This window comes from Pseudomonas sp. LABIM340, assembly GCF_040017195.2.
Lineage (GTDB): Bacteria > Pseudomonadota > Gammaproteobacteria > Pseudomonadales > Pseudomonadaceae > Pseudomonas.
This window is the reverse complement of the sequence record NZ_CM200227.1, coordinates 1-25,049: the sequence shown is the minus strand read 5'-3', so window position 1 is coordinate 25,049 and position 25,049 is coordinate 1. Positions and strand designations below refer to the sequence as shown.

Annotated in this window: 20 protein-coding genes and 1 pseudogene; 10 read left to right on the top strand and 11 right to left on the bottom strand. The window is 65.4% G+C overall.

All coding sequences use genetic code 11. The features are described 5' to 3' along the window. Positions 1-201 precede the first annotated feature (201 nt). The 3 genes from ABKS89_RS00105 to ehuR form a co-directional block, all read right to left on the bottom strand. A complete protein-coding gene (locus ABKS89_RS00105; protein WP_348588768.1) occupies positions 202-1,194 on the bottom strand; it encodes a cyclodeaminase in 993 nt (330 codons plus the stop codon). After that, entirely contained in the window at positions 1,187-2,161 is a 975-nt protein-coding gene (gene eutB / locus ABKS89_RS00100) for a hydroxyectoine utilization dehydratase EutB (protein WP_138213440.1), read from the bottom strand. The genes ABKS89_RS00105 and eutB overlap by 8 nt, the downstream gene beginning before the upstream one ends. Before the next feature lie 356 nt (positions 2,162-2,517). Then, complete coding sequence (gene ehuR, locus ABKS89_RS00095) at positions 2,518-3,912, bottom strand: MocR-like ectoine utilization transcription factor EhuR (protein ID WP_348588769.1); 1,395 nt, start codon at positions 3,910-3,912, stop codon at positions 2,518-2,520. Between the two features lie 429 nt (positions 3,913-4,341). Here ehuR and ehuB point away from each other — a divergent pair, with 429 nt between their 5' ends. From ehuB to ehuA, 4 genes are all read left to right on the top strand, one after another. Continuing rightward, positions 4,342-5,196 carry an ectoine/hydroxyectoine ABC transporter substrate-binding protein EhuB gene (ehuB, locus tag ABKS89_RS00090; RefSeq protein WP_348588770.1) on the top strand — a complete coding sequence of 285 codons (855 nt, stop codon included), beginning with the start codon at positions 4,342-4,344 and terminating at the stop codon, positions 5,194-5,196. A gap of 77 nt (positions 5,197-5,273) precedes the next feature. After that, positions 5,274-5,930: an ectoine/hydroxyectoine ABC transporter permease subunit EhuC gene (gene ehuC / locus ABKS89_RS00085; protein ID WP_138213443.1), complete on the top strand. Its 657-nt coding sequence runs from the start codon at positions 5,274-5,276 to the stop codon at positions 5,928-5,930. Then, a complete protein-coding gene (gene ehuD / locus ABKS89_RS00080; protein ID WP_138213444.1) occupies positions 5,930-6,586 on the top strand; it encodes an ectoine/hydroxyectoine ABC transporter permease subunit EhuD in 657 nt (218 codons plus the stop codon). Before ehuC ends, ehuD begins: the two co-directional genes overlap by 1 nt. A 23-nt stretch (positions 6,587-6,609) precedes the next feature. Further along, complete coding sequence (gene ehuA / locus ABKS89_RS00075; RefSeq protein WP_518300978.1) at positions 6,610-7,455, top strand: ectoine/hydroxyectoine ABC transporter ATP-binding protein EhuA; 846 nt, start codon at positions 6,610-6,612, stop codon at positions 7,453-7,455. A 65-nt stretch (positions 7,456-7,520) separates the two neighbouring features. Here the strand turns inward: ehuA and ABKS89_RS00070 are convergent, their stop codons facing one another. From ABKS89_RS00070 to ABKS89_RS00060, 3 genes are all read right to left on the bottom strand, one after another. Next, complete coding sequence (locus ABKS89_RS00070; RefSeq protein WP_081518975.1) at positions 7,521-7,787, bottom strand: PilZ domain-containing protein; 267 nt, start codon at positions 7,785-7,787, stop codon at positions 7,521-7,523. Between the two features lie 57 nt (positions 7,788-7,844). Further along, a complete protein-coding gene (locus tag ABKS89_RS00065; protein ID WP_348588771.1) occupies positions 7,845-9,158 on the bottom strand; it encodes an Nramp family divalent metal transporter in 1,314 nt (437 codons plus the stop codon). 97 nt (positions 9,159-9,255) lie between these two features. Further along, positions 9,256-10,143, bottom strand: a complete 888-nt coding sequence (locus ABKS89_RS00060) for a lysophospholipid acyltransferase (RefSeq protein ID WP_088420863.1) — start codon at positions 10,141-10,143, stop codon at positions 9,256-9,258. Positions 10,144-10,300: 157 nt separating this feature from the next. Here ABKS89_RS00060 and ABKS89_RS00055 point away from each other — a divergent pair, with 157 nt between their 5' ends. Further along, entirely contained in the window at positions 10,301-12,277 is a 1,977-nt protein-coding gene (locus ABKS89_RS00055; protein ID WP_348588772.1) for a VIT and vWA domain-containing protein, read from the top strand. Continuing rightward, complete coding sequence (gene xrtQ, locus ABKS89_RS00050; RefSeq protein WP_348588773.1) at positions 12,274-13,614, top strand: exosortase Q, long form; 1,341 nt, start codon at positions 12,274-12,276, stop codon at positions 13,612-13,614. Before ABKS89_RS00055 ends, xrtQ begins: the two co-directional genes overlap by 4 nt. On the opposite strand, the gene ABKS89_RS00045 is transcribed toward xrtQ, so the two are convergent. Beyond that, positions 13,611-14,165 (bottom strand): DNA-3-methyladenine glycosylase I, encoded by a 555-nt coding sequence (locus tag ABKS89_RS00045; protein WP_348588774.1) that lies wholly within the window; start codon positions 14,163-14,165, stop codon positions 13,611-13,613. The two genes, xrtQ and ABKS89_RS00045, sit on opposite strands and share 4 nt — an antisense overlap. A 193-nt stretch (positions 14,166-14,358) precedes the next feature. Between ABKS89_RS00045 and glyQ the strand changes: the two genes are divergently transcribed. The 4 genes from glyQ to ABKS89_RS00025 all read left to right on the top strand — a co-directional run bounded on the left by glyQ (position 14,359) and on the right by ABKS89_RS00025 (position 18,778). Continuing rightward, positions 14,359-15,306 (top strand): glycine--tRNA ligase subunit alpha, encoded by a 948-nt coding sequence (gene glyQ, locus ABKS89_RS00040; protein WP_138213450.1) that lies wholly within the window; start codon positions 14,359-14,361, stop codon positions 15,304-15,306. After that, the gene (gene glyS / locus ABKS89_RS00035; RefSeq protein WP_348588775.1) at positions 15,306-17,360 is read left to right on the top strand and encodes a glycine--tRNA ligase subunit beta; all 2,055 of its coding nucleotides are present in this window, start codon (positions 15,306-15,308) and stop codon (positions 17,358-17,360) included. The genes glyQ and glyS overlap by 1 nt, the downstream gene beginning before the upstream one ends. Positions 17,361-17,460: 100 nt before the next feature. Continuing rightward, on the top strand, positions 17,461-17,991 hold the full coding sequence (gmhB, locus tag ABKS89_RS00030; protein ID WP_348588776.1) for a D-glycero-beta-D-manno-heptose 1,7-bisphosphate 7-phosphatase: 531 nt from the start codon (positions 17,461-17,463) through the stop codon (positions 17,989-17,991). Between the two features lie 13 nt (positions 17,992-18,004). Continuing rightward, the gene (locus ABKS89_RS00025; RefSeq protein WP_348588777.1) at positions 18,005-18,778 is read left to right on the top strand and encodes a lysophospholipid acyltransferase family protein; all 774 of its coding nucleotides are present in this window, start codon (positions 18,005-18,007) and stop codon (positions 18,776-18,778) included. Between the two features lie 72 nt (positions 18,779-18,850). On the opposite strand, the gene gyrB is transcribed toward ABKS89_RS00025, so the two are convergent. The 4 genes and pseudogenes from gyrB to dnaA all read right to left on the bottom strand — a co-directional run bounded on the left by gyrB (position 18,851) and on the right by dnaA (position 25,049). Further along, a complete protein-coding gene (gyrB, locus tag ABKS89_RS00020; RefSeq protein ID WP_138213454.1) occupies positions 18,851-21,268 on the bottom strand; it encodes a DNA topoisomerase (ATP-hydrolyzing) subunit B in 2,418 nt (805 codons plus the stop codon). Between the two features lie 3 nt (positions 21,269-21,271). Further along, positions 21,272-22,374, bottom strand: a pseudogene (gene recF / locus ABKS89_RS00015) (DNA replication/repair protein RecF). A gap of 9 nt (positions 22,375-22,383) precedes the next feature. Continuing rightward, on the bottom strand, positions 22,384-23,490 hold the full coding sequence (gene dnaN / locus ABKS89_RS00010; RefSeq protein ID WP_138213456.1) for a DNA polymerase III subunit beta: 1,107 nt from the start codon (positions 23,488-23,490) through the stop codon (positions 22,384-22,386). A 29-nt stretch (positions 23,491-23,519) separates the two neighbouring features. After that, on the bottom strand, positions 23,520-25,049 hold the full coding sequence (dnaA, locus tag ABKS89_RS00005; protein ID WP_138213457.1) for a chromosomal replication initiator protein DnaA: 1,530 nt from the start codon (positions 25,047-25,049) through the stop codon (positions 23,520-23,522).

Sequence of the window (25,049 nt, the reverse complement as noted above, 5' to 3'; positions counted from 1 at the left end):
GTTGCGGGCCTCTTCCGGACAACCCGTGCCTGTGCAATCCCTTCACCCCAGCCCTGGCTGCGCGCCCCGCTCCTGAGGGAGAGGGGGCAGTCCGAGCCGGCTGAAACCTTGGCGTCATCCTGCTCCGATCGATTCACTCTCCCGTGTACGGGAGAGGGTTAGGGTGAGGGCGCTCTTCCCGCGAAGCGGGACGAAATTTTTTCAGCTGCTGAAGCGGAATCCCTTGCCCATCCGCTGCGCCCGCTGGAAGGCCAGGCCGGCGATGGCGGTGTCCTGCGCGCCGGTGCCGGTGAGGTCGCAGAGGGTGATGTCTTCGGCGCGGCGGCGGCCTTCGCGCTGCCCGGCGATGACCTGGCCCAGCTCGGCGAAATCGTCATCCCGGCTGACGTCGCCGGCCTGCACCGCGTGGTGCAGCTCGCCCAGCACCAGGGTCTGGCTGACGCGGTCGGCGACATAGCAGTCCACCGCCGCCAGCGCGTCGGCGGCGATCTCGTTCTTGTGCTCGGCGTCCGAGCCCATGGCGGTGATGTGCAGGCCGGGGCGCAGGTGCTTCTTGTGGATCAGCGGCTCGCGGCTGGGCGTGCTGGTGATGGCGATGTCGGCGCCTTCCAGCGCTTCGTCGATGCTGGCGCAGGCGCTGACCGCGATGCCCAGGCTGGTGCTCAGCTCCTGCGCGCAGTGCCGCGCCTTGTCGAGGTCCCGCGCCCAGACGCTGGCACCTTCGATGGGCCGCACCAGGCACAGTGCCTTGAGCTGCAGCCGCGCCTGTTCACCGGCGCCGATCAGCGCGACCTGCCGCGAGTTCTCGCGGGCCAGCCACTTGGCCGCCACTGCGCCGGCGCAAGCGGTACGCACGGCGGTGAGATAGCCGTTGTCCAGCAGCAGCGCATCAAGCAGGCCGGTGCGCGAGGAAAGCAGCATCATCATGCCGTTGAGGCTGGGCAGGCCGAGCTTGGGGTTGTCGAAGAAGCCGGGGCTGACCTTGATGGCGAAGCGCGGCAGGCCGGGCAGGTACGCGGTCTTCACGTCGACTTCGCCGTTGTGCTCGGGCACGTCCAGGCGAAGGATCGGCGGCATCGCCACCGGCGCGGTGGCCAGCAGGCGGAAGGCCTGTTCGACGGCGTCGAGACTCTCCCGGTCTATGGCCACGCAGGCGCGCAGGTCGGCTTCGCTGAGCAGGGTGACGTCAGCCATGGGCGGATTCCTCGAGGACTTGCTGGTGTTGTTCGATGGCGATGTTGCGGCCGCTGACGATCACCACCACCGGGCCAACCGGAGCGATCAGGCCGTCCAGCAGCGCGGCGATGCCGACGGCGGCGGCGCCTTCCACCACCTGCCGTTCCTCGCGGTAGGCGTGGCGGATGCCGGCGGCGATGGAGGGCTCGTCGAGCAGGTGCAGCTGGTCGCAGTAGTCGCGGGCCAGGGCGAAGGTGTAGCGGTTGTCCAGGCCGATGCCGCCGCCGAGGGAGTCGGCCAGGGTCGGCAGCTCTTCCACTTCGACGGGATGGCCGGCAGCGAGGCTGGCGGCCATGGCGGCGCCACGGCGCATGCTGATGCCGTGCACGCGGATGCTCGGGTCGACATGCTTGAGCGCCAGCGCCACGCCACCGAACAGGCCGCCGCCGGAGAGCGGCACCAGCACCTGGCGCACGTCCGGCAGCTGTTCGAGGATTTCCAGGCCGAGGGTGCCCTGGCCGGCGATGATCTGCGGGTGGTCGAAGGGCGGCAGCAGTGCCGCGCCCTGCTCGCGGGCAATCCGTTCGGCTTCGGCCTGGGCGTCGTCCTGGCTGTGGCCGACGATGCACACCTCGGCGCCCAGCTCGCGGATCGCCTGGACCTTGTTCGCCGGCACCAATTGAGACAGGCAGATGGTGGCGTGCACGCCGAGCACCCGCGCGGCGTGGGCCAGCGCCCGGCCGTGGTTGCCGGTGGAGGCGGCGACCACGCCCCTGGCCTTCTGCTCGTCGTCGAGCTGGGCAATCGCATTGCTTGCACCGCGCAGCTTGAAGCTGCCGGTGATCTGATGCGATTCGAGCTTGAGGTACACCGGCGCGCCGAGCAGGCGCGACAGGCTGGGCGAGTATTCCAGCGGCGTCTGCCGCACCAGGCCCTGGATGCGCTGGCGTGCTCGGTACAGCTCGACGGGGGAAATCGGCTCCATCTCGGCCTCCGGGGAATGCAGTGGGGCCGAGTGTAGGGGCGGGAAATTGTCGCAATGAATGTACTAGGACGATGTAGTTCGCGGAGGTGTTTTACGTAGCAGCGGATTCCGTCCGCGATAGCCTCCCGCGCGATGCAGCCCCATCGCGGACAGAGTCCGCTCCTGAGGGAAAGCTGGGTGCAGGCCGTAGGGCGCATAACCTGGAACAGGTTATCCGCCGTCCACCCTGCGGCGGATAACGCTGGCGCGTTATGCGCCCTACGAATAGGCCTAGCGCAAGCATCGACGTCCCCTGTAGGAGCCGGGCCATGCCCGCGATCGCGCCCGTGGGGTGCTCCTACAGGGGGGGGCCGGTGTCAGAAGTCGTGAATCTTCGGGTACTGCCCGAACAGTTCGCGCATGTCTTCCAGGGCGCTGGCCATGCGCTCGTCGCTGCATTCGGCGCCCATGCACAGACGCACCGCGCGCGGTCGCGGGGTGCCGCGCACCATGAACGGATCGGGCGGCGTCACGGCGATGTGCCGGTGGCGCAGCTCGCGCACCAGGCTGTCCAGCTCCCAGTGTTCGGGGATGCCGATCCACGCACTCAGCGAATGCGGATCACACCCGCGCAGATGCTCGCCGAGGTACTCGCGCACCAGCCCCTGGCGCTTCTCCAGTACACGGCGCTGCAGGCCGATCAGCGCAGCGGCGTTGCCGTTGTGGATCCAGCGCGCCGCCACTTCCGCCAGCAGCGGCGTGCCCATCCAGCTGTTCACCCGCAGGATGCTCTCGGTGCGCAGCGCCAGCCGTCGCGGCATGGCCAGGTAGCCGATGCGCAGACCGGTGAGCACGCTCTTGGTGAAGCTGGTGCAGTAGAACGACAGGTCCGGCAGGTAATGGCTGAGCGGCGGCGGACGGCGCTCGCCGAGCAGCGGGCCGTAGACGTCGTCCTCGATCACGTAGACGCCATAGCGCTGGGCGATGGCGGCGATCTCGCGCCGGCGCGTGTCGGGCATCAGGCAGGAGGTCGGGTTGTTCAGGTTGGGCGTGCACACCAGCGCGGTGATGCGCTCGTTGGCGCAGAGGTCTTCGAAGTGCTCCGGGTCGATACCTTCCTTGTCGATCTCCACGCCCTTGAGGGTGAAGCCGAGCACCTGGGAATTGCCGATCACGCCGTGGTCGGTGAGCTGCTCGCAGAGCACCACGTCGTCCGGCCCGGCGAGGGAGGCGAGGGCAAGAAAGATGCCGTGGGCCGCGCCATTGGTAATCAGCACGTCGTCGCGCTCGCGCTTGAGGCCCAGTTGCGCCAGCCATTTCACCCCGGCATCGCGGTGCGAATCGAAGCCGGCCACCGGGCGGCAGGCGCGCATCCATGGCTGGTCGGTTTCCTGCGCCAGCTCACGGCAGCTGTCCTGCCACAGGCGGTCGTGCTCGCGGGTGTGGACGATGCTGGCGATGGAGAAGTCCACCAGCGCGCGCTCGGGGTGATCGACCATGTAGTGGGCCATGCCCTCGGTCATCCGCCGCGTGACAAAGCTGCCGCGGCCGACCTCGCAACGCACCAGGCCCTGGCGTTCCAGTTCCTTGTAGGCGTTGGTCACGGTCTGCACGCTGATGCCCAGGCCATCGGCGACGTGGCGCTGCGGCGGCAGGCGCTGGCCGTCGCTCAGGCGGCCCTGCTCGATGTCGCCGGCAATGGCCTGCACCAGGGTCTTGTACTTGGATTCGCCGACCCGCAGGTCGGCCAGGGCGCGACGCCAGGCTTCCATCTTCAGCGCTCCGTCTGGTCAGGGGTCCAGAGTGACGGACGCGCACACCGGCGGCAATTGTCCTAGTGCAATGTCGCCGCTTCGACCCCTTTTGTATGCTCGGGCGCAAGACATACAGCCGTGCACCTGTCAGTACACCGGGCAGCACATCGGGCCGCATTGTCAGGCCCGCGCAGAAAAAACCTGCGGATGCGTTCGTCGCGACGGTGGCTTTTTCCCGCCGCGGGGTTGTCGATCAGGAACAGCCGCAAGGCGCCGCAGCATAGTCTGGCGTCGAGCTTGTCGCCGTCGCCATCGACAGCGGCGCAAGAACTTCGGAAGGCCCCCTGGGGCCCGACCTACAAGAACAACAGTCGTACGACATTGCTACCTGCCATCCATCGCCGTGCGCCATCCGCGTTCGGCAAGAGAAGATCAGGAGATCCGAAGATGAGTACCGCCCCTGTTTTCCTGCGCCGCCTGAGTCTTGCCTGCACCCTGCTGGCCTGCGCTGTCGCCAGCGCCGGCAGCTACGCCGAAACCACCCTGGAACGCATCAAGAGCACCGGCACCGTGCGCATCGGCTACGCCAACGAAGCACCGTTCGCCTACACCGAGACCTCCGGCAAGGTCACCGGTGAATCCCCGGAAATCGCCACGCAGATCTTCACGAAAATGGGTGTGAAGAAGATCGAGCCGGTGCTGACCGAATGGGGCGCACTGATCCCCGGTCTGCGCGCCGGGCGCTTCGACGTGATCGCCGCCGGCATGTACATCACCCCGCCGCGCTGCCAGCAGGTGATCTTCACCGACCCGCACTACCAGATTCCCGATTCGCTGCTGGTGAAGAAGGGCAATCCGAAGAACCTGCACAGCTACGCCGACGTGAAGAACAACCCGGAGGTGAAGCTGGCGATCATGTCCGGCACCGCCGAGCTGGGTTACGCCCGCGCCGAGGGCGTGGCGGAAGAGCAGATCGTCCAGGTACCCGACACCACCGCGCAGCTGCAGGCCGTGCGCGCCGGCCGAGCCGATGCCAGCGTCGGCACTGCGCTGACCATGAAGGGCCTCGCGGCGAAAGGCGGCGACTCGGTGGAAGCCATCACCGACTTCAAGGACGACCCGTCGCACATCGGGTACGGCGCCCTGGCCTTCCGCCCGGACGACAAGGACTTGCGCGATGCCGTCAACGCCCAGCTCAAGCAATGGCTGGGCGGCGCCGAGCACCTGGCGACGGTCAAGCCGTTCGGCTTCGACAAGTCCAACGTCACCGACAAGACCGCCGCCGAGCTCTGCAAACAGTGACCGCGCTAGGCGCATCGCTGGCATAGGACGCGCCTGCCCGGCCGTTTGGTCGAACCTGTCGCTACGGGATACGTACCATGGGTGAATTGCTTCCTCTGCTGCTGGAGGGCGCCTGGATCACCGTCCAGGTGACCGTCTTCGGCTCCCTGCTGGCGGTCGCCGCCGCCATCATCGCCGCACTCGGCCGACTCTCGCCGTGGCCGGCGGTACGCTGGGTGTCCATCGCCTACATCGAGCTGTTCCGCGGCACCTCGTTGCTGGTGCAGCTGTTCTGGCTGTACTTCGTACTGCCGCTGCCGCCGTTCAACCTGGAAATGAGCGCCTACAGCGTGGCGATCATCGGGCTGGGCCTGCACATCGGCGCCTACGGCGCGGAAGTGATGCGCGGGGCCATCGGCTCGGTGCCCAAGGGGCAATACGAAGCCTCGCTGGCGCTGAACATGTCGCCCTTCACGCGCTTCCGCCGGATCATCCTGCCGCAGGCGCTGCTCTGCGCGATCCCGCCGGGTACCAACCTGCTGATCGAGTTGCTGAAGAACACCTCGCTGGTGTCGCTGATCACCCTCTCGGACCTAACCTTCCGCGCCCGCCAGCTGGACCAGGCGACCTTCGAGACCATGAAGATCTTCCTGCTTACGCTGGTGCTGTACTTCGTCATGGCCCAGGTCATCGTCTTCCTCATGCGCCGCCTCGAACGCTGGCTGGGGCACGGCCGAATCCGCGGAGGCCTGTGATGAAATTCTTCGACTGGGACTTCGCCTGGCAGATTCTCCCGCAGTTGCTGCACGCCTCGCTGCGGACCATCGCCATCACCCTGGTGGGCTTCGCCCTGGCGGTGGTGTTCGGCCTGCTCTTCGCCATCGCCCGGCGCAGCCGGCACATCTGGCTGTCGTGGCCGGCGGCCTGGCTGATCGAGTTCATCCGCAGCACACCCTTGCTGATCCAGGTGTACTTCCTGTTCTACGTCCTGCCGACCTACGGGCTGAGCATGACCGCCCTGGTGGCCGGCACGCTCGGCATCGCCCTGCACTACGCCTGCTACACCGCCGAGGTGTACCGCGCCGGTCTCGAAGCGGTGCCGCGCGGGCAGTGGGAGGCGGTCACCGCGTTGAACTTCTCGCCGTTCAAGGCCTACCGCGAGGTGATCCTGCCCCAGGCGATCCGCCCGGTGCTGCCGGCGCTGGGCAACTACCTGATCGCCATGTTCAAGGACACCCCGGTGCTCTCCGCGATCACCGTGGTGGAAATCATGCAGCAGGCGAAGAACATCGGTTCCGACAGCTTCCGCTACCTGGAGCCGATCACCCTGGTCGGTGTGTTCTTCCTGCTCATCTCCATCGGCCTGGCGAGTGTCGTGCGCCAGGTGGAAAAACGTACGGCGCTGCCATGACCGACTCTTCTGGAGGTACTCCGATGTCCGTTCACTCCCTACAGTCTGCACCCCGCGTGGCCAGCCAGGATGCCCCGGCCGCGCGCGCCGAGACGGCCCAGCCGATGGTCAGCTTCCGCAACGTGTGCAAGAGCTACGGCAGCTTCAGCGTGCTCAAGGACCTCAACCTGGAGGTGAAGGCCAACGAGAAGGTCGCCATCATCGGCCCCAGCGGCTCGGGCAAATCCACCCTGCTGCGCGCACTGATGACCCTGGAGACCATCGACAGCGGCCTGATCGAAGTCGATGGCGAGCCGCTGACCCACCTCAAGCGCAACGATGCCCTGGTGCGCGCGCCGGAGAGCCACGTGCGCAAGGTGCGCAGCAAGATCGGCATGGTGTTCCAGTGCTTCAACCTGTTCCCGCACATGAGTGCGCTGCGCAACGTGATGGAGGCGCCGGTGCAAGTGCTCGGCATGCGCCGCATTGAGGCCCGCGAGCGCGCGGTGGAGTTGCTGGAGATGGTCGGCCTGGGCAACAAGCTCGACCACTACCCGTCACAGCTTTCCGGCGGCCAGCAGCAACGCGTGGCGATTGCCCGCGCGCTGGCGATGCGGCCCAAGGTGATGCTGTTCGACGAGGTGACTTCGGCGCTGGACCCGGAGCTGTGCGGCGAGGTGCTCAACGTGGTGCGCAAGCTGGGCGCCGAGCACAACCTGACCATGCTCATGGTCACCCACCAGATGGGCTTCGCCCGCGAGTTCGCCGACCGCGTGTGCTTCTTCCACCAGGGCAACATCCTCGAGCAGGGCAGCCCGCAGCAGTTCTTCGGCCACCCGCAGCATGAGCGGACGCGGGCCTTCCTGAGTGCGGTGAACGAGGCGAATTGACTGGACTTCTGTAGGAGCGGGCCACGCCCGCGATCGCGCCCATGGGGCGCTCCTACAGGTAGATATCAGGCGTTGCCGACGAAGCGGAAGCCCGCGCCCTCGGCATCGGTGCGCATCACTTCCATCTCCAGGATCGGCGCATCGAAAGGCATGTCCTGCACCTGCCCGGTCACACGGGTGCCGGCCGGCAGCGCCGCGAGCACTTCATGACGAACGTAGACGCCGCCGTCGGACAGATCACGGGTATGGCCGAACACATCACCGAAGCTGGCATGGCTGATCTTGATCCGGCACTTCATCGGGGTACGCGGGTACTGCCTTTGGTTCGACATGAGTGGCATCCGTCCTGAATGTCAGCGCACTAATGGGCCTGAAACCCGGGGGTCAGGTCAAGCCAGCAATTGCGCGAGCAGCCAGAGATTGGCGGCGCTGATGACGCAGAACAAGCCCCAGGCCAGCACACGGGTCAGCAGGGAGTTGGCGAACTCGCCCATCAGTGCGCGATCGCTGGTGAAGCGGATCAGCGGCCAGAGCGCGAACGGCAGCTGCAGGCTGAGCACCACCTGGCTGAACACCAGCAGCTTGCCCACCGCCTTGTCGCCCAGCATCACCACCCCGATCAGCGCCGGGATCAGTGCCAGGGCACGGGTGATCAGGCGGCGTTGCCAGCAGGGAATCTTCATCTGCAGGAAGCCATCCATGATCACCTGCCCGGCGATGGTGCCGGTGAAGGTGGAACTCTGCCCGGAGGCGAGCAGGGCGACGCCGAAGAGGATCGCCGCCAGGCCGGTGCCCACCAGCGGTTCGAGCAGGCGGTAGGCGTCCTGGATTTCGGTGACGCCGGTGTGGCCGGTCTCGTGGAAGGCCGCGGCGGCGAGAATCAGGATTGCCGCGTTGACCAGCAGCGCGAGACTCAGCGAGACCACGGTGTCGATGCGCGTCAGGCGGATCGCCGCGGCCTTGCCGTTGCTGCCGCTGACCTGCCGCGTCTGCACGATGGAGGAGTGCAGGTAGAGGTTGTGCGGCATCACCGTGGCGCCGAGGATGCCGATCGCCAGGTACAACGGCTCGCGCTGGGTCACCGCGTCCCAGCTGGGCAGGAAGCCGGCGGCGACGTCGGGCCAGTAGGGCTTGATGAGGATCAGCTCGATCAGGTAGCAGCCGCTGATGGTGACGATCAGGCCGAGCATGATCGCTTCCAGGTGGCGGAAGCGCTGGCCCTTGAGGCCGAGCACGATGAGCGTGTCGAAGGCGGTGAGGATCACGCCGGTGACCAGGTCGACGCCCAGCAGCAAGTGGAAGGCCAGGGCGCAGCCGAGCACTTCGGCAAGGTCCGTGGCGACGATCGACAACTCCGCCAGAAGCCATTGCAGGCGCGCCGTGCCGAGGCTGTAGTGGCTGCGCGAGAGCTGCGCCAGGTCCTGGCCGGTGACGATCCCCAGGCGCATCGCCAGGCACTGCAGGACCATCCCCGCAAGACTGGAAAGCAGCACCACGAACAGCAGCTGGTAGCCGAAGCCCGAGCCGGCTTCGATGGCGGTGGCCCAGTTACCCGGGTCCATGTAGCCGATGGAGACCAGCAGGCCGGGGCCGGCGAACTGCAGGATGCGCTTCCACAACGGCGCGCCAGCCGCGACCTGGATGCTGCCTTTGACTTCCGAGGGACAGAACGGCGCAGTGGCGGTGGTCGGCAGGCCGAGCATGGGGAGAGATTCCGGGAGCGTGGGACGTTCAGCCTGACGCCCCGGGCATCAACAATCCAGGGGCGCCGTGCCTATCGGGTCGATTGAGCGGGCGTGCTCAGTACCAGCGGGCCTCGCCCTCGGGCCGCTTCTTGAAGCGCTTCATGGTCCACATGTACTGGCTGGGATAGGCGCGGACGTACTTGGCCAGCTCGCGGCTGAGCGCGGCCACCGATACTTCCATGTCCTTGTCGTACATGTCCGCCGGCGCGGCTTCGAGGATCACCTTGTAGCCGCTGCCATCGGGCAGGCGCACGGCGTGGAAGAACACGCCACGAGCCTTGCCGCGCGAGAGCAGCGAGGGCACGAACTTGCTGGTCAGCGCAGTGGTGCCCAGGTAGGGCACGAACAGGCCCGAGCCCAGGTCCGGCTCCGGATCGCAGGGGATGCCGACGCAGCCGCCGTTCTTCACTTCCTTGATCACGCTCTTGATGCCTTCGGGCGTCGAGGGCGCGACGCGGTTGCCCAGCTGTACGCGCTGCTTCTTCAGCAGATCGTCCACCGCCTTGAGCTTGGGCGGGCGGTAGAAAATGATCGGTTTGGCGTAGGAGCAGTAGAAGTGGTTGAGCACTTCCCAGTTGCCCAGGTGGCTGGTGATGCCGACCAGGCCATCGCCGGATGCCAGCGCTTCTTCCAACACTTCCATGCCTTCGACTTCACGGATGTACTGCAGCGACTTCTGCGGCGACCACATCCAGGCGCAGGCGCTCTCGGTCAGCGTGCGGCCGATGTCCATCAGGCTCTGGCCGACGAGTTTCTCCAGCTCGGCCTCGGACAGTTCGGGGAAGCAGTGCGACAGGTTGATCCGCACGATCTCGCGGGACCGGTTGGGCAGCTTCCACATCAGCCAGCCGATGCCGGCGCCCAATGCGCCCACCGCGCGCCACGGCAGCATCGCGAACAACCGCAGGAAGCCCACCACCAGTGCGCCCTTGAATTTCTCCACGGAAAACTCCTTCAAGCAGATGGCGGCCATTGTAGCCGCTCGCGCCGGTAAATCGGGCGCCATCGCGGCTCCACACAATCTCCACCCGGCGAGCACATTGCGCCCACGGCGCGCGCGCAACCTGCGGCCATTCGATCCACTGGCCCGGAGGCCCGCGATGCGTACCCCAACCTTCCTTGGACGGCTGTGCTGCCTGTTGCTGGCGATGAGCGCCAGCCTGGCGGCACTGGCGGCAGATGACAGCAGCTCCAGCCCGTACTTCTTCGTCGAGAACGCCGACCCGGCCGTCGACGCCCTCCCGCTCAAGGCAACCCGCGTCGACGCCCGCGTGTTGGGCAACATCGCCGAAGTGACGGTGACCCAGGAGTACCGCAACCAGGGCAAGACGCCGCTGGAGGCGCGCTACGTGTTCCCCGCCTCGACCCGCGCTGCCGTCCACGGCATGACCGTGCACCTGGGTGACCGGGTGATCCAGGCGCAGATCCGCGAGAAGCAGAAGGCCAAGGCCGAGTACCAGCAGGCCAAGCAGGACGGCAAGACCGCCGCGCTGCTGGAGCAGGAGCGCGAGAACGTGTTCCAGATGAACGTCGCCAACATCCTTCCGGGCGACGTGGTGCAGGTGGAACTGCGCTACAGCGAGCTGCTGGTGCCCACCGACGGGCGCTTCCAGTTCGTCTTCCCCACGGTGGTCGGGCCGCGCTACAACGGTCGCGGTGAGTCCGGCAGCGGCAAGCAGCAGTGGATCGAGTCACCGTACCTGCCGGCCGGGCAGCCCTCGGCCACGACGTTCGCCCTGCAGGTCGAACTGCTGGCGCCGGTGCAGATCGGCGAGATCGCCTCGCCTTCCCATCGCCTGACCATTCAGCGTGACGGCCGGCGCGCTACCGCGCAGATAGCGGCTGACGATGCCACCGCCGGCAACCGCGACTTTATCCTCGATTACCAACTCGGCGGCGAGTCCGTGCAGAGCGGCCTGTTGTTGTCGCGCGGCGAGCAGGAGAACTTCTTCCTCGCCATGGTCTCCCCGCCGCGCGCGCCGGACGCCCGGCTCATCGTGCCGCGCGACTATGTCTTCGTGGTCGATGTCTCCGGCTCCATGAACGGCTTCCCACTGGACACCACGAAAACCCTGCTGCGCGACCTGATCGGCCGCCTGCGCCCCAGCGATACCTTCAACCTGCTGCTGTTCGCCGGCGACAACCGCAAGCTGGCGGAGCGTTCGCTCCCCGCCACGCCGGATAACATCCGCCTTGCCATCGAGCTGCTGGACAGCCAGGTCGGCGCCGGCGGCACCGAGCTGATGCCGGCCCTGCGCGAGGCACTGGCGATGCCCACCGATCCGGAGCGCTCGCGCAGTTTCGTGGTGGTCACCGACGGCTACGTGACCGTCGAGAGCAGCGCCTACAAGCTGGTGCGCGAGAACCTGAGCAAGGCCAATCTGTTCGCCTTCGGCATCGGCAGCGCGGTGAACCGCAGCCTGATCGAAGGCCTGGCGCGGGCGGGGCAGGGCGAGCCATTCGTGGTGACCGATGATGAGCAGGCGAGCAAGGCGGCGCAGCGCTTCCGCAAGATGATCGACAGTCCGCTGCTCAAGGGCATCCAGACCCGCTTCGAGGGACTCGACGTCTACGACGTGGAGCCGTTGCAACTGCCCGACCTGTTCGCCAATCGCCCGCTGGTGCTGTTCGGCAAGTGGAAGGGCGAGCCGCACGGCGAGCTGCGCCTCGACGCCCACGCCGCCGACGGCCCGTTCCAGGTGCGGCTGCCAATCAGCGCTGGCAACCTCACCGACAGCGGCGCTGCGCTCGCCCACCTGTGGGCGCGCCAACGCCTCGCCAGCCTGATGGACCAGGAGGCGCTGGACGGCGGCTTCGAGTTCAGCTCGCAGATCCTCGACCTCGGCCTGAAGTACCAGCTGCTCACGCCCTACACCTCGTTCATCGCCGTCGACCAGCAGGTGCGAAATCCCGACCCGCAGGCGAGCAAGACAGTCGATCAACCGCTGCCGATGCCCCAGGGCGTGAGCAACAACGCCATCGGCAGCACCGTGCCCGGCACGCCGGAACCGGGCGTATGGGCCATGTTGTTGCTGGCCGCGCTGGGGGCCTGGTTCTGGCGGAGGAAAGTCGCATGATCCGCCGCCTTCCCGGCTGGAGCTGGCTGCTGGTCGCCACGCTGGCGGCCTGGCCGAGCTGGCTGTGGGCGGCACGGCGGCTCAGTGATGGCTCGGATGATCCGTTGGGAATCATCGCGCTGGCGGCACTCGGAGTGCTGCTCTGGCGCGACCGTCACAGCCTGCGCGCGCAACCGCGCTCGCGCTGGCTGGGTGCGGCAGCGCTGCTGCTGGTTGTCGGGGCGCTTTCCCAATCGATCCTGCCGCCGCTGCTGCGCGGGCTGGTATCGGTGCTGGCGCTGCTGCTGGTGATCCTCAGCCTGCGCGCCCCCGGACAGCCCTGGCTGGCCGGGCTGGGGCTGGGCGTGCTGTCGTTGCCGCTGCTGTCTTCGCTGCAGTTTTTCGTCGGATATCCACTGCGGGTCGTCACCGCCGAGGTTAGCGCGTGGCTGCTGCGCCTGGGCAGTTGGACGGTGGAGCGGCAGGGCAGTGCGCTGCTGGTGGACGGCCAGTGGGTGATGGTCGATGCGCCCTGCTCGGGTATCCAGATGGCCTGGGTCGGCTACTTCACCGCCTGCGCGCTGGCGGCGTGGCTGCGGCTACCGGACGGCCTGCTGCTGCGCCGCCTTCCGCTGGTGGGACTGCTGGTGCTGGGCGGCAATATCCTGCGCAACACGCTGCTGGTGTGGGGCGAGAGCGGGGCGAGCGGGTTTCCCGGCTGGGCCCATGAGGCGGTCGGGCTACTGGTGTTCGTCGGAGTCTGCGGGATGATTTTCCGGGTGATCGGCCGGCGCGCTTTTGCGCTCTCGACGTCGGTGGAAACTGAGCGAGCCGACGCTTCGAGTCGTTTTACCGCCAGCCTGCTTGGTGCCCTGCTGCTAGCGGCGCTCTGGCCTTTGCTAACGCCGGACACCACCGCGTCGGAAGCAGCTCGAGTCGCTCATGAATGGCCGGTGCGGTTCGAAGGTCGGGCCTTGCGGCCGCTGGCGCTTTCGCCAGTGGAGCAGCGCTTCGTCGAGGACTTCCCCGGCCAGCTTGGCCGCTTCACCGATGGCCAGCGCAGCATCGTGCTACGCCAGGTGCTGCGGCCGACCCGCAAGCTGCACCCGGCAGAGGACTGCTTCCGCGCGCTGGGCTATCGCATCGAGCAGACGCAACTGCGTCAGCGCCCCGGAACGCAAGGTATGCAGCGTTGCTTCGTGGTGACGCGCGAGGGCACGCGGCTACAGGTCTGCGACTACATCGAGGATGCCGCCGGCCAGTCCTTCTCCGATACCTCGGCCTGGTACTGGTCGGCGCTGTCCGGCCACTCCACCGGGCCCTGGCAGGCGATCACGGTGGCCAGCCCGCTGCCTTAGGCGCGGGTCAGCTGGGTGTAGCGGTCGCAGTCGACGGTGTGGTCCATCACCATGCCAGTGGCCTGCATGAAGGCGTAGCAGATGGTCGGGCCGACGAAATTGAAGCCGGCCTTGCGCAGGGCCTTGCTCATGGCCTCGGCCTCGGGCGTCACCGTCGGTACGTCGCCGCGGCCGCTGAAGTGGTTGACCTTGGGCTGGCCACCGACGAAGGACCAGAGGAAGGTCACCGGGTCGTCCAGCTTCAGCCAGGCCTGGGCGTTCTGCCGCGCGGCCTTGAGTTTGGCGAAATTGCGGATGATGCCCGGGTCCTGCATGCGCTCCTCGATTTCCTCGTCGGTCATGCGGGCCAGGCGCTCGGGGTCGAAGCCGAACAGCACCTCGCGGTAGCGCTCGCGCTTCTTCAGCACGGTGATCCACGACAGGCCGGCCTGGGCGCCCTCGAGGATGATCATCTCGAACAGCGCGCGAGCATTACGCTGGGGCACGCCCCACTCGGCATCGTGGTAGGCGATGTACAGCGGATCGTCGTTACACCAGAAGCAGCGGGGCATGGCAGTCGGCCTTCGATTCGGGGAGGTCCTGACTATAGACAGAAGGCTGTACAAAAATACAGTCATCTGACCGATTTTTCGTACCTGTCCTGGGGTGCAAACGGTCGCTCAAAAATCGCTGTGAAGCCCAAGCTGCAAGCGTCTTGCGGTATACTGCCGGGTTTTAGTCGCATATCCAGCACAGGTGAAATTCGTGAGCCAGACTACGCCCGCCGTGCCCACCTTCCAGGACCTGATCCTCGCCCTGCAAAAATACTGGGCCGATCAGGGCTGTGTGGTGCTGCAGCCCTACGACATGGAAGTAGGCGCAGGCACCTTCCACACCGCCACCTTCCTCCGCGCCGTGGGCCCGGAAACCTGGAACGCGGCGTACGTGCAACCGAGCCGCCGCCCCACCGACGGCCGCTACGGCGAGAACCCCAACCGCCTGCAGCACTACTACCAGTTCCAGGTGGTCCTGAAGCCCAACCCGGAAAACTTCCAGGAGCTGTACCTGGGCTCGCTGCAGGCTATCGGCATCGATCCGCTGGTCCACGACATCCGTTTCGTCGAGGACAACTGGGAATCGCCGACCCTCGGCGCCTGGGGCCTGGGCTGGGAAATCTGGCTGAACGGCATGGAAGTCACCCAGTTCACCTACTTCCAGCAGGTCGGTGGCATCGAGTGCTACCCGGTCACCGGTGAAATCACCTACGGCCTGGAACGCCTGGCCATGTACATCCAGGGCGTCGACTCGGTGTACGACCTGGTCTGGGCCGATGGTCCGTTCGGCAAGGTCACCTACGGCGACGTGTTCCACCAGAACGAGGTGGAACAGTCGACCTACAACTTCGAACACGCCAACGTCGAGAAGCTGTTCGAGCTGTTCGACTTCTACGAAAGCGAAGCCAACCGCCTGATCGAGCTGCAGCTGCCGCTGCCGACCTACGAGATGGTCCTCAAGGCCTCGCACACCTTCAACCTGCTGGACGCCCGCCGCGCCATCTCGGTGACCGAGCGTCAGCGCTACATCCTGCGCGTGCGCACCCTGGCCCGCGCCGTGGCGCAGAGCTACCTGCAGGCCCGCGCCCGCCTCGGCTTCCCGATGGCCGCCCCCGCATTGCGTGACGAAGTACTGGCCAAGCTGAAGGAGGCCGAATAATGAGCGCGAAGGATTTCCTCGTCGAACTGGGCACCGAAGAGCTGCCACCCAAGGCACTGAAAAGCCTCGGTGAAGCCTTCCTGGCCGGCATCGAGAAGGGCCTCAAGGCCGCTGGCCTGACCTACGCCGCCGCGCGCTGCTACGCCGCGCCGCGCCGCCTGGCCGTGCAGATCGACCAGCTCGCCGTGCAACAGCCGGACCGCACCGTGAACCTCGACGGCCCGCCGCTGCAGGCTGCCTTCGACGCCAACGGCAACCCGACCCAGGCCGCCCTCGGCTTCGCCAAGAAGTGTGGCGTGGACCTGGAGTTGATCGACAAGAGCGGCCCGAAACTCAAGTTCAGCCAGACCATCGCCGGCCAGCCCGCCGTTGGCCTGCTGCCGGGCATCGTCGAAGCCTCGCTGAACGAGCTGCCGATTCCCAAGCGCATGCGCTGGGCGGCCCGCCGTGAAGAGTTCGTGCGCCCGACTCAATGGCTGGTGATGCTGTTCGGCGACGACGTCGTCGACTGCGAGATCCTGACCAAGAAGGCCGGTCGCGAATCCCGCGGCCACCGCTTCCACAACCCGGCCAACGTGCGCATCTCGGCACCGGCCAACTACCTGGAAGACCTGCGCAGCGCCAACGTGCTGGCGGACTTCGCCGAGCGCCGCGAGATCATCTCCAAGCGCGTTGCCGAACTGGCTGCCGAGCAGAAGGGCAGCGCCATCGTCCCGGCCGACCTGCTGGACGAAGTGACCGCGCTGGTCGAGTGGCCGGTGCCGCTGGTGTGCTCCTTCGAGGAGCGCTTCCTCGCGGTGCCGCAGGAAGCCCTGATCACCACCATGCAGGACAACCAGAAGTATTTCTGCCTGCTGGACGCCAACGGCAAGCTGCTGCCGCGCTTCATCACCGTGGCCAACGTCGAGAGCAAGGCGCCGGAGCACATCGTCTCCGGCAACGAGAAGGTCGTGCGCCCACGCCTGACCGACGCCGAGTTCTTCTTCAAGCAGGACCAGAAGCAACCGCTGGAAGCCTTCAACGCCCGTCTGAAAAACGTGGTGTTCCAGGCCCAGTTGGGCACCGTCTACGAGAAGGCCGAGCGCGTCTCGAAGCTGGCCGCCTACATCGCCGCACGCATCGGTGGTGATGCCACCAACGCTGCCCGCGCCGGCATCCTCTCCAAGTGCGACCTAGCCACCGAGATGGTCGGCGAGTTCCCGGAGATGCAGGGCATCGCCGGTTACTACTACGCCACTGCCGGTGGCGAAGCCAAGGACGTCGCCCTGGCGCTGAACGAGCAGTACATGCCGCGCGGCGCTGGCGCCGAGCTGCCGGGTACCCTGACCGGTGCTGCGGTGGCCGTGGCCGACAAGCTCGACACCCTGGTCGGCATCTTCGGCATCGGCATGCTGCCCACCGGCAGCAAGGACCCATACGCCCTGCGTCGCGCCGCCCTGGGCGTGCTGCGCATCCTCATCGAGAAGCAGCTGGACCTGGACCTGGTCGACGCCATTGGCGTGGCCGTGGCCCAATACGGCGACAAGGTGAAGGCCGAGGGTCTGTCGGAACAGGTGCAGGACTTCGTCTTTGACCGTCTGCGTGCCCGTTACGAAGACGAAGGCGTCAACGTGGCCGTGTACCAGGCCGTGCGCGCGCTCAAGCCAACCGCTCCACTGGACTTCGACCAACGCGTGCAGGCCGTGCAGGCCTTCCGTCAGCTGGCCGAAGCCGAGGCCCTGGCCGCCGCCAACAAGCGTGTGTCGAACATCCTGGCCAAGGCCGAAGGTGACGTGCCTGCTTCCGTCAACGCCAGCCTGCTCACCGAGACCGCCGAGAAGGCCCTTGGCAGCGCCGTGGCAGCTGCCGAGAGCGAAGTAGCTCCGCTGGCTGCGGCCCGCGACTATCGCGCCGCCCTGGCCCGCCTGGCGGCCCTGCGCGCGCCGGTGGACGCCTTCTTCGAGGAAGTCCTGGTCAATGCCGACGACAACGCCGTGAAGGCCAACCGCTACGCGCTGCTGGCGAAGCTGCGCGGGTTGTTCCTCGGCGTCGCCGACATCTCGCTGCTGGGTTGATGCCCGCCTGAAAGCCGGGAGTTCGCAACGGTTCGCCGTGACGGACTCCCGGCTTTTTCATTTCCGACTTATCGAAAGCGTCTGACTTGCCGAATCACCCATGAAGCTACTGATCCTCGACCGCGACGGTGTCATCAACCAGGACTCCGACGCCTACATCAAATCCCTCGACGAGTGGATTCCGATCCCCAGCGCGATCACCGCCATCGCCCGCCTGAGCAAGGCCGGCTGGACCGTGGCCGTGGCCACCAACCAGTCGGGCATCGCCCGCGGCTATTACGATCTGGCCACCCTGGAAAGCATGCACCAGCGCCTGCGCGAACTGGTGGCAGAGCAGGGTGGTGAACTCGGCCTGGTCGTTTACTGCCCCCATGGCCCCGACGAGGGCTGCGACTGCCGCAAGCCGAAACCCGGTATGCTGCAGCAGATCGCCCAGCACTATGGCGTGGAATTACACGGCACCTGGTTCGTGGGTGACAGCCGGGGTGACCTGGACGCCGCGCTGGCCGTCGATTGTCAGCCAGTGTTGGTAAAGACCGGCAAAGGCGAGCGAACCCTGACCAAGCCGTTGCCCGAAGGCACGCTGGTATTCGACGATCTGGCGGCAGTAGCCGACCAACTTCTTTCCTGAGGACCCATCCCCCATGTCGATAGTGCAGGCCATCAGAACCGTACTCTTCTACCTGCTGCTGTCGTTCAGCGCTTTCGTCTGGGGCACCCTCAGCCTGCTCATTGCGCCCGTCCTGCCGTACCGCGCGCGCTATCGTTTCATTGCCCAGGCCTGGTGCAAATTCGCCGTCTGGCTTGCCAGCTGGGTGGTCGGCGTGCGCTACGAACTCAAGGGCGCGGAGAACATCCCCGACCAGCCCTGCGTGATCCTCGCCAAACACCAGAGCACCTGGGAAACCTTCTTCCTCACTGGCTACTTCGAGCCGCTGGCGCTGGTGCTCAAACGCGAGCTGCTGTTCGTGCCGTTCTTCGGCTGGGCGATGGCACTGCTCAAGCCTATCGCCATCAACCGCGAGCAGCCCAAGGTGGCCCTCAAGCAGATCGCCAAGCAGGGCGATGAGTGCCTCAAGAAGGGCGCATGGGTCCTGATCTTCCCGGAAGGCACCCGCGTTCCCACCGGCCAGATCGGCAAGTTCTCCCGCGGCGGCGCCTCCCTGGCGGTCAACGCCAACCTGCCGGTACTGCCGATCGCCCACAACGCAGGCCACTGCTGGCCGAAGAACGGCTGGGCGAAATACCCCGGCACCATCCAGGTAGTGATCGGCCCGGCCATGTACGCCGAAGGGGAGGGCGCACGCGCAATCACCGAGCTGAACCAGCGCGCCGAGAACTGGGTCACCCAGACCCTGCGCGACATGGGTGAGCTGCCGGCCGACGCCACGCCTCAATCGGTGGCCGAGGCGTCCTGACACAGCGCCTTCCCGCAGACAAAAGAAAAGGGCCCCGAAGGGCCCTTTCTTTTTGCCTGCAGCTTTTCCGGATCAGACGTCCAGGTTCGACACTGCCAGGGCGTTGCTTTCGATGAAGTCGCGGCGCGGCTCCACGGCATCGCCCATCAGGGTGTTGAACAGCTGGTCGGCCGCGATGGCGTCCTCGATGGTTACCTTCAGCATGCGGCGCACGTTCGGGTCCATGGTGGTTTCCCACAGCTGATCCGGGTTCATCTCGCCCAGACCTTTGTATCGCTGGATGCTGTGGCGCTTGGTGCCTTCGGTCATCAGCCAGTCGAGGGCTTCCTTGAAGGTACTGACCGACTTCTTGCGCTCGCCCTTCTGCACGTAGGCGCCGTCTTCCAGCAGACTGTTCAACTTGCTGCCCAGCTCGGTTACCGCGCGGTAATCGTTACTGGCGAAGAAGTCGCGGTTGAAGGTGACGTAGTTCGACAGACCGTGGGCAACCATCTCGACTTCCGGCAGCCACAGGTGACGCTCGCGGTCTTCGCGCAGGCTGACCTTGTAGGTCAGGCCGGATTTCTCGACGGCCTTCAAGCGCGCCTGGAACTGCTCGATCCAGGACTGCATGGTGGCCTCGTCGCCCAGCTTTTCAGCTTCGATGCGCGGCAGATAGATGAAGTGCTCGGTCAGGTCCTGCGGGTACAGACGGGACAGGCGGGAGAGAGTACGCATGACACCGCGGTACTCGTTGACCAGCTTCTCCAGCGCTTCGCCGGACAGGCCCGGAGCGCTTTCGTTGACGTGTACGCTGGCTTCCTCGAGGGCCGACTGGGTCATGTATTCCTCCATGGCCACGTCGTCCTTGATGTACTGCTCCTGCTTGCCGCGCTTCACCTTGTACAGCGGCGGCTGGGCGATATAGATGTAGCCACGCTCGACCAGCTCCGGCAGCTGACGGAAAAAGAAGGTCAGCAGCAGGGTACGGATGTGCGAACCGTCGACGTCAGCATCGGTCATGATGATGATGTTGTGGTAACGCAGCTTGTCGATGTTGTACTCCTCGCGACCGATACCACAGCCCAGCGCGGTGATCAGCGTGCCGACCTCCTGGGAAGACAGCATCTTGTCGAAGCGAGCCTTCTCGACGTTGAGGATCTTGCCCTTGAGCGGCAGGATCGCCTGGGTCTTGCGGTTACGGCCCTGCTTCGCAGAACCGCCCGCGGAGTCACCTTCCACGATGTACAGTTCAGAGAGGGCGGGGTCCTTCTCCTGGCAGTCGGCGAGCTTGCCCGGCAGACCGGCAATATCCAGAGCGCCCTTGCGGCGGGTCATCTCACGAGCTTTGCGCGCGGCCTCACGGGCACGGGCGGCGTCGATCATCTTGCCGACCACGGCCTTGGCTTCGTTCGGGTTCTCCAGCAGGAAGTCGGCGAAGTACTTGCCCATTTCCTGTTCCACGGCGGTCTTCACCTCCGAGGAAACCAGCTTGTCCTTGGTCTGCGAGCTGAATTTCGGATCCGGCACCTTCACCGAGATGATCGCGGTCAGACCTTCACGGGCGTCGTCGCCGGTGGTGGCGATCTTGAACTTCTTCGCCAGGCCTTCCTGCTCGATGTAGTTGTTCAGGTGACGGGTGAGGGCCGAGCGGAAGCCCGCCAGGTGGGTACCACCGTCACGCTGGGGAATGTTGTTGGTGAAGCAGAGGATGTTCTCGTTGAAGCTGTCGTTCCACTGCAGGGCGACTTCCACGCCGACGCCGTCTTCTTCGCGCTGGCAGTTGAAGTGGAAGACCTGGTTCACCGCAGTCTTGTTGGTGTTCAGGTACTCAACGAAAGCGCGCAGGCCACCCTCGTACTTGAACAGCTCTTCCTTGCCGGCACGCTCGTCGCGCAGGACGATGCCGACGCCGGAGTTCAGGAAGGACAGCTCACGGATCCGCTTGGCCAGGATGTCCCAGCTGAAGTGGATGTTGTGGAAGGTTTCCGGGGACGGCTTGAAGTGCACCTCGGTACCAGAGCCATCGGTGTCACCCACCGGGCGCAGCGGGAACTGCGGGACGCCGTGGTGGTAGACCTGCTCCCAGACCTTGCCTTCACGGCGGATGGTCAGGCGCAGTTCGTGGGAGAGGGCGTTCACCACCGACACACCCACGCCGTGCAGACCGCCGGAGACCTTGTAGCTGTTGTCGTCGAACTTACCGCCGGCGTGAAGGACGGTCATGATGACCTCGGCCGCGGAGACCCCTTCTTCCTTGTGGATATCCACCGGAATGCCGCGACCGTTGTCGCGCACGGTGATGGATTCATCGGTGTGAATGGTGATGCTGATCTCGCTGCAGTAGCCCGCCAGCGCTTCGTCGATCGAGTTGTCCACGACCTCGAAGACCATGTGGTGCAGGCCAGTGCCGTCGTCGGTATCACCGATGTACATGCCCGGACGCTTACGTACGGCATCCAGTCCCTTCAGTACCTTGATACTGGAAGAGTCGTAGGTGTTCTCGCTCATTCTTCACTCCCGATGGTAGTGTCCTGAGAGACGCGCCCATGTTCCACGTGGAACATCGACACCGGCGTTTCCGTTTGCCAGCCGTCTTTCAATAAGTGCGGATCGACGCAGGTGATGAATACCTGGCAACCCAGATCTTCGAGAAGCCGGCACAAAGACAGCCGATGCTTCTCATCCAATTCGGAGGGGAGGTCATCCACCAGGTAGACGCATTGCCCGCGCTTGGCCTGGTTGATCAAGTGCCCCTGGGCGATCCGCAAAGCGCAGACCACCAGTTTCTGTTGGCCACGGGAAAGTATCTCCGCGGCATTGTGTCCCCCCAGGCGAATTCGTAGGTCCGCCCGTTGCGGTCCGGCCTGGGTGTGCCCCATCTGCTGATCGCGCAGCAAGCTGGAAGACAGCACTTCGCTCAGGTCGCGCTCCTTGTCCCATCCCCGGTAATAGCTGAGCGTCAGGTCATCGATCTGGATCAGCTCGGCCAGGGTCCGCTCGAACTGGGGCTTGAGGGCCTGAATATAGGACCGCCGATACGCGTCGATTTCGTCGCTCGCCGAGCACAATTCCCGGTCCCACGCAGCCTGCGAAGCACCGTCCAGTTTACCATGCCGGAGCCACGAGTTCCGCTGCCGCAGCGCCTTCTGCAGTCGCTGCCAGGCGGCCATGAAGCGTTGTTCCACGTGGAACACTCCCCAGTCGAGGAACTGCCGGCGAATCTTCGGCGCCCCTTCCAGCAGGCGGAAACTGTCCGGGTTGATCAACTGGAGCGGCAAGGTCTCGGCAAGCTGAGCGGCGCTGCGCGCATTCTGGCCGTCGATGCGAATCTGGAACTCGCCCTGACGATCTCGTGAAACCCCCAGGCTGCTATCGAAACCATTGCCCAGACGTACCTGTCCGAACACCGTGCAAGCCGGTTCTTCGTACTGGATGACAGGTTGCAGGCGCATGCTGCGGAAGGAGCGGGCGAGACCGAGCAGGTAGATGGCTTCCAGCACACTGGTCTTGCCGCTGCCGTTTTCGCCGTAGAGGATGTTGATGCGGGGGGAGGGGGAGAAGGTCACCGGGTGCAGGTTGCGCACCGCGGTGACCGAAAGGCGGGTAAGGGACATCGATACGCGTCAGAGGCGCATCGGCATGACGACGTAGGCAGAATCGTCGTTGTCCGCTTCCTGCAGCAGCGCACTGCTGTTGGAGTCGGAGAGGATCATGCGCACCTGCTCGGTACCCATGACACCCAGGACGTCCAGCAGATAGCTGACGTTGAAGCCGATTTCCAGGCTGCCGCCGTTGTAGTCGACTTGCACTTCTTCTTCCGCCTCTTCCTGCTCCGGGTTGTTCGCCTGGATTTTCAGGAGGCCGTTGGAAAGCTGCAGGCGAATGCCACGGTACTTCTCGTTGGACAGGATCGCGGTACGGCTGAACGCTTCGCGCAGCACCTGGCGGTCACCGATGACCAGCTTGTCACCGCCCTTGGGCAGTACGCGCTCGTAATCCGGGAACTTGCCGTCCACCAGCTTGGAGGTGAAGGTGAACTCGCCGGTAGTCGCACGGATATGGTGCTGACCGAGGACGATGGATACTTCGCCGTCCTGCTCGGTGAGCAGGCGAGCCAGTTCGAGGATGCCTTTACGCGGTACGATCACTTGGTGGCGATCCTGCGCTTCCGGAACCCCGTTGCTCAGCGAGCACATGGCCAGGCGGTGACCGTCGGTGGCCACGGCACGCAGGGTACCGCCCCCCACTTCCAGCAGCATGCCGTTGAGGTAATAGCGGACGTCCTGCTGCGCCATGGCGAAGCTGGTGCGGTCGATCAGGCGACGCAGCTTGCTCTGCACCAGGCTGAAGGTCAGCGAACCCGGGCCTTCTTCCACGGTAGGGAAGTCGTTGGCCGGCAGGGTGGAGAGGGTGAAACGGCTGCGGCCGGCCTTCACCAGGAGCTTCTGCTCGTCAACGCGGATGTCGATCACGGCGTCGCTGGGCAGGCTCTTGCAGATATCCATCAGCTTGCGCGCCGGCACGGTGATTTCGCCCGGCTCGGCAGCATCTTCCAGGGCGACGCGACCTACCAGCTCGACTTCCAGGTCGGTGCCGGTCAGCGACAGTTGCTGGCCTTCGACGACCAGCAGGACGTTGGAAAGAACCGGCAGCGTCTGGCGGCGCTCGACAACGCCAGCGACCAGTTGCAGGGGTTTCAACAGAGCTTCGCGTTGAATAGTGAAATGCATGGTCTAGTCCCTTGCCTCGTGAGGCTGCGTCAGGTGGTCAGAGTACGCAGCAGGTTCTTGTAGTCCTCGCGGATATCCGCGTCGGATTCCTTGAGTTGAGCGATCTTACGACAGGCGTGCAGCACCGTGGTGTGATCCCGACCGCCGAAGGCCACGCCGATCTCAGGCAGGCTGTGGTTGGTCAGTTCCTTGGAGAGTGCCATGGCAACCTGACGCGGACGTGCCACCGAGCGCGAGCGGCGCTTGGACAGCAGGTCGGCGATCTTGATCTTGTAGTACTCGGCGACGGTGCGCTGGATGTTGTCGATGCTGACCAGCTTGTCCTGCAGAGCCAACAGGTCCTTCAGCGACTCGCGGATCAGCTCGATGGTGATCGGCCTGCCCATGAAGTGGGAGTGGGCGATCACGCGCTTCAGCGCGCCTTCCAGCTCACGCACGTTGGAGCGGATGCGCTGGGCGATGAAGAACGCGGCGTCGTGTGGCAGCTCGACCTTGGCCTGCTCGGCCTTCTTCATCAGGATTGCCACACGGGTTTCCAGCTCCGGCGGCTCCACGGCCACCGTCAGGCCCCAGCCGAAGCGAGACTTCAGGCGTTCTTCTAGGCCTTCGATTTCCTTCGGGTAGCGGTCGCTGGTCAGGATGACCTGCTGGCCGCCTTCGAGAAGGGCGTTGAAGGTGTGGAAGAACTCTTCCTGGGAACGCTCCTTGCGGGCGAAGAACTGGATGTCGTCGATCAGCAGTGCGTCCACCGAACGATAGAAGCGCTTGAACTCGTTGATAGCATTCAGCTGCAGCGCCTTCACCATGTCCGCGACGAATCGCTCCGAATGCAGGTACACGACCTTCGCATTGGGGTTCTTCTTCAGCAGGTGGTTACCCACAGCGTGCATCAGGTGGGTTTTACCCAGGCCGACGCCACCATATAGGAAGAGCGGGTTGTAGCCGTGCTTGAGGTTATCCGCCACCTGCCAGGCGGCTGCGCGGGCCAGCTGGTTGGATTTACCTTCGACGAAGTTCTCGAAGGTGAAGGTGCGGTTGAGATAGCTGGTGTGCTTGAGCGCACCTTCTACCTGCACGTTGCGCTCAGTACGCACTGCCGCGGCCGGCATGGCGGCCGCCATCGGATCGATACCCGGGCTGGATTCGTCGAGATCAACGATGGCCTGCACCGGCGCGACCTGGATCGGCTGCGGCTCGGGCATGGAGAGAGCCACCGGCGCAGGCGCGGTCACTGGTGCAGGCGCAGCGGCAACGGGAGCCGGCTGGACATTGACCTGCGGCGTCGGAACCAGGGCAGGGCGCGGTGTACGGCTGCGTCGGCTGCCAATCAGCAGCGAAATCGCCGGAATCTGGCCATTGCCACGCTCACTCAGCAATTCGAGCAGGCGCCCCATGTACTTCTCATTGACCCAGTCGAGTACGAAGCGGTTGGGTGCGTAGACGCGCAGCTCCTCACCCTCGGCCTCGACCTGCAAAGGTCGGATCCAGGTGTTGAATTGCTGGGACGGCAGCTCGTCGCGCAGAAGCTCCACGCACTGCTGCCAAAGTTCCACGGACAC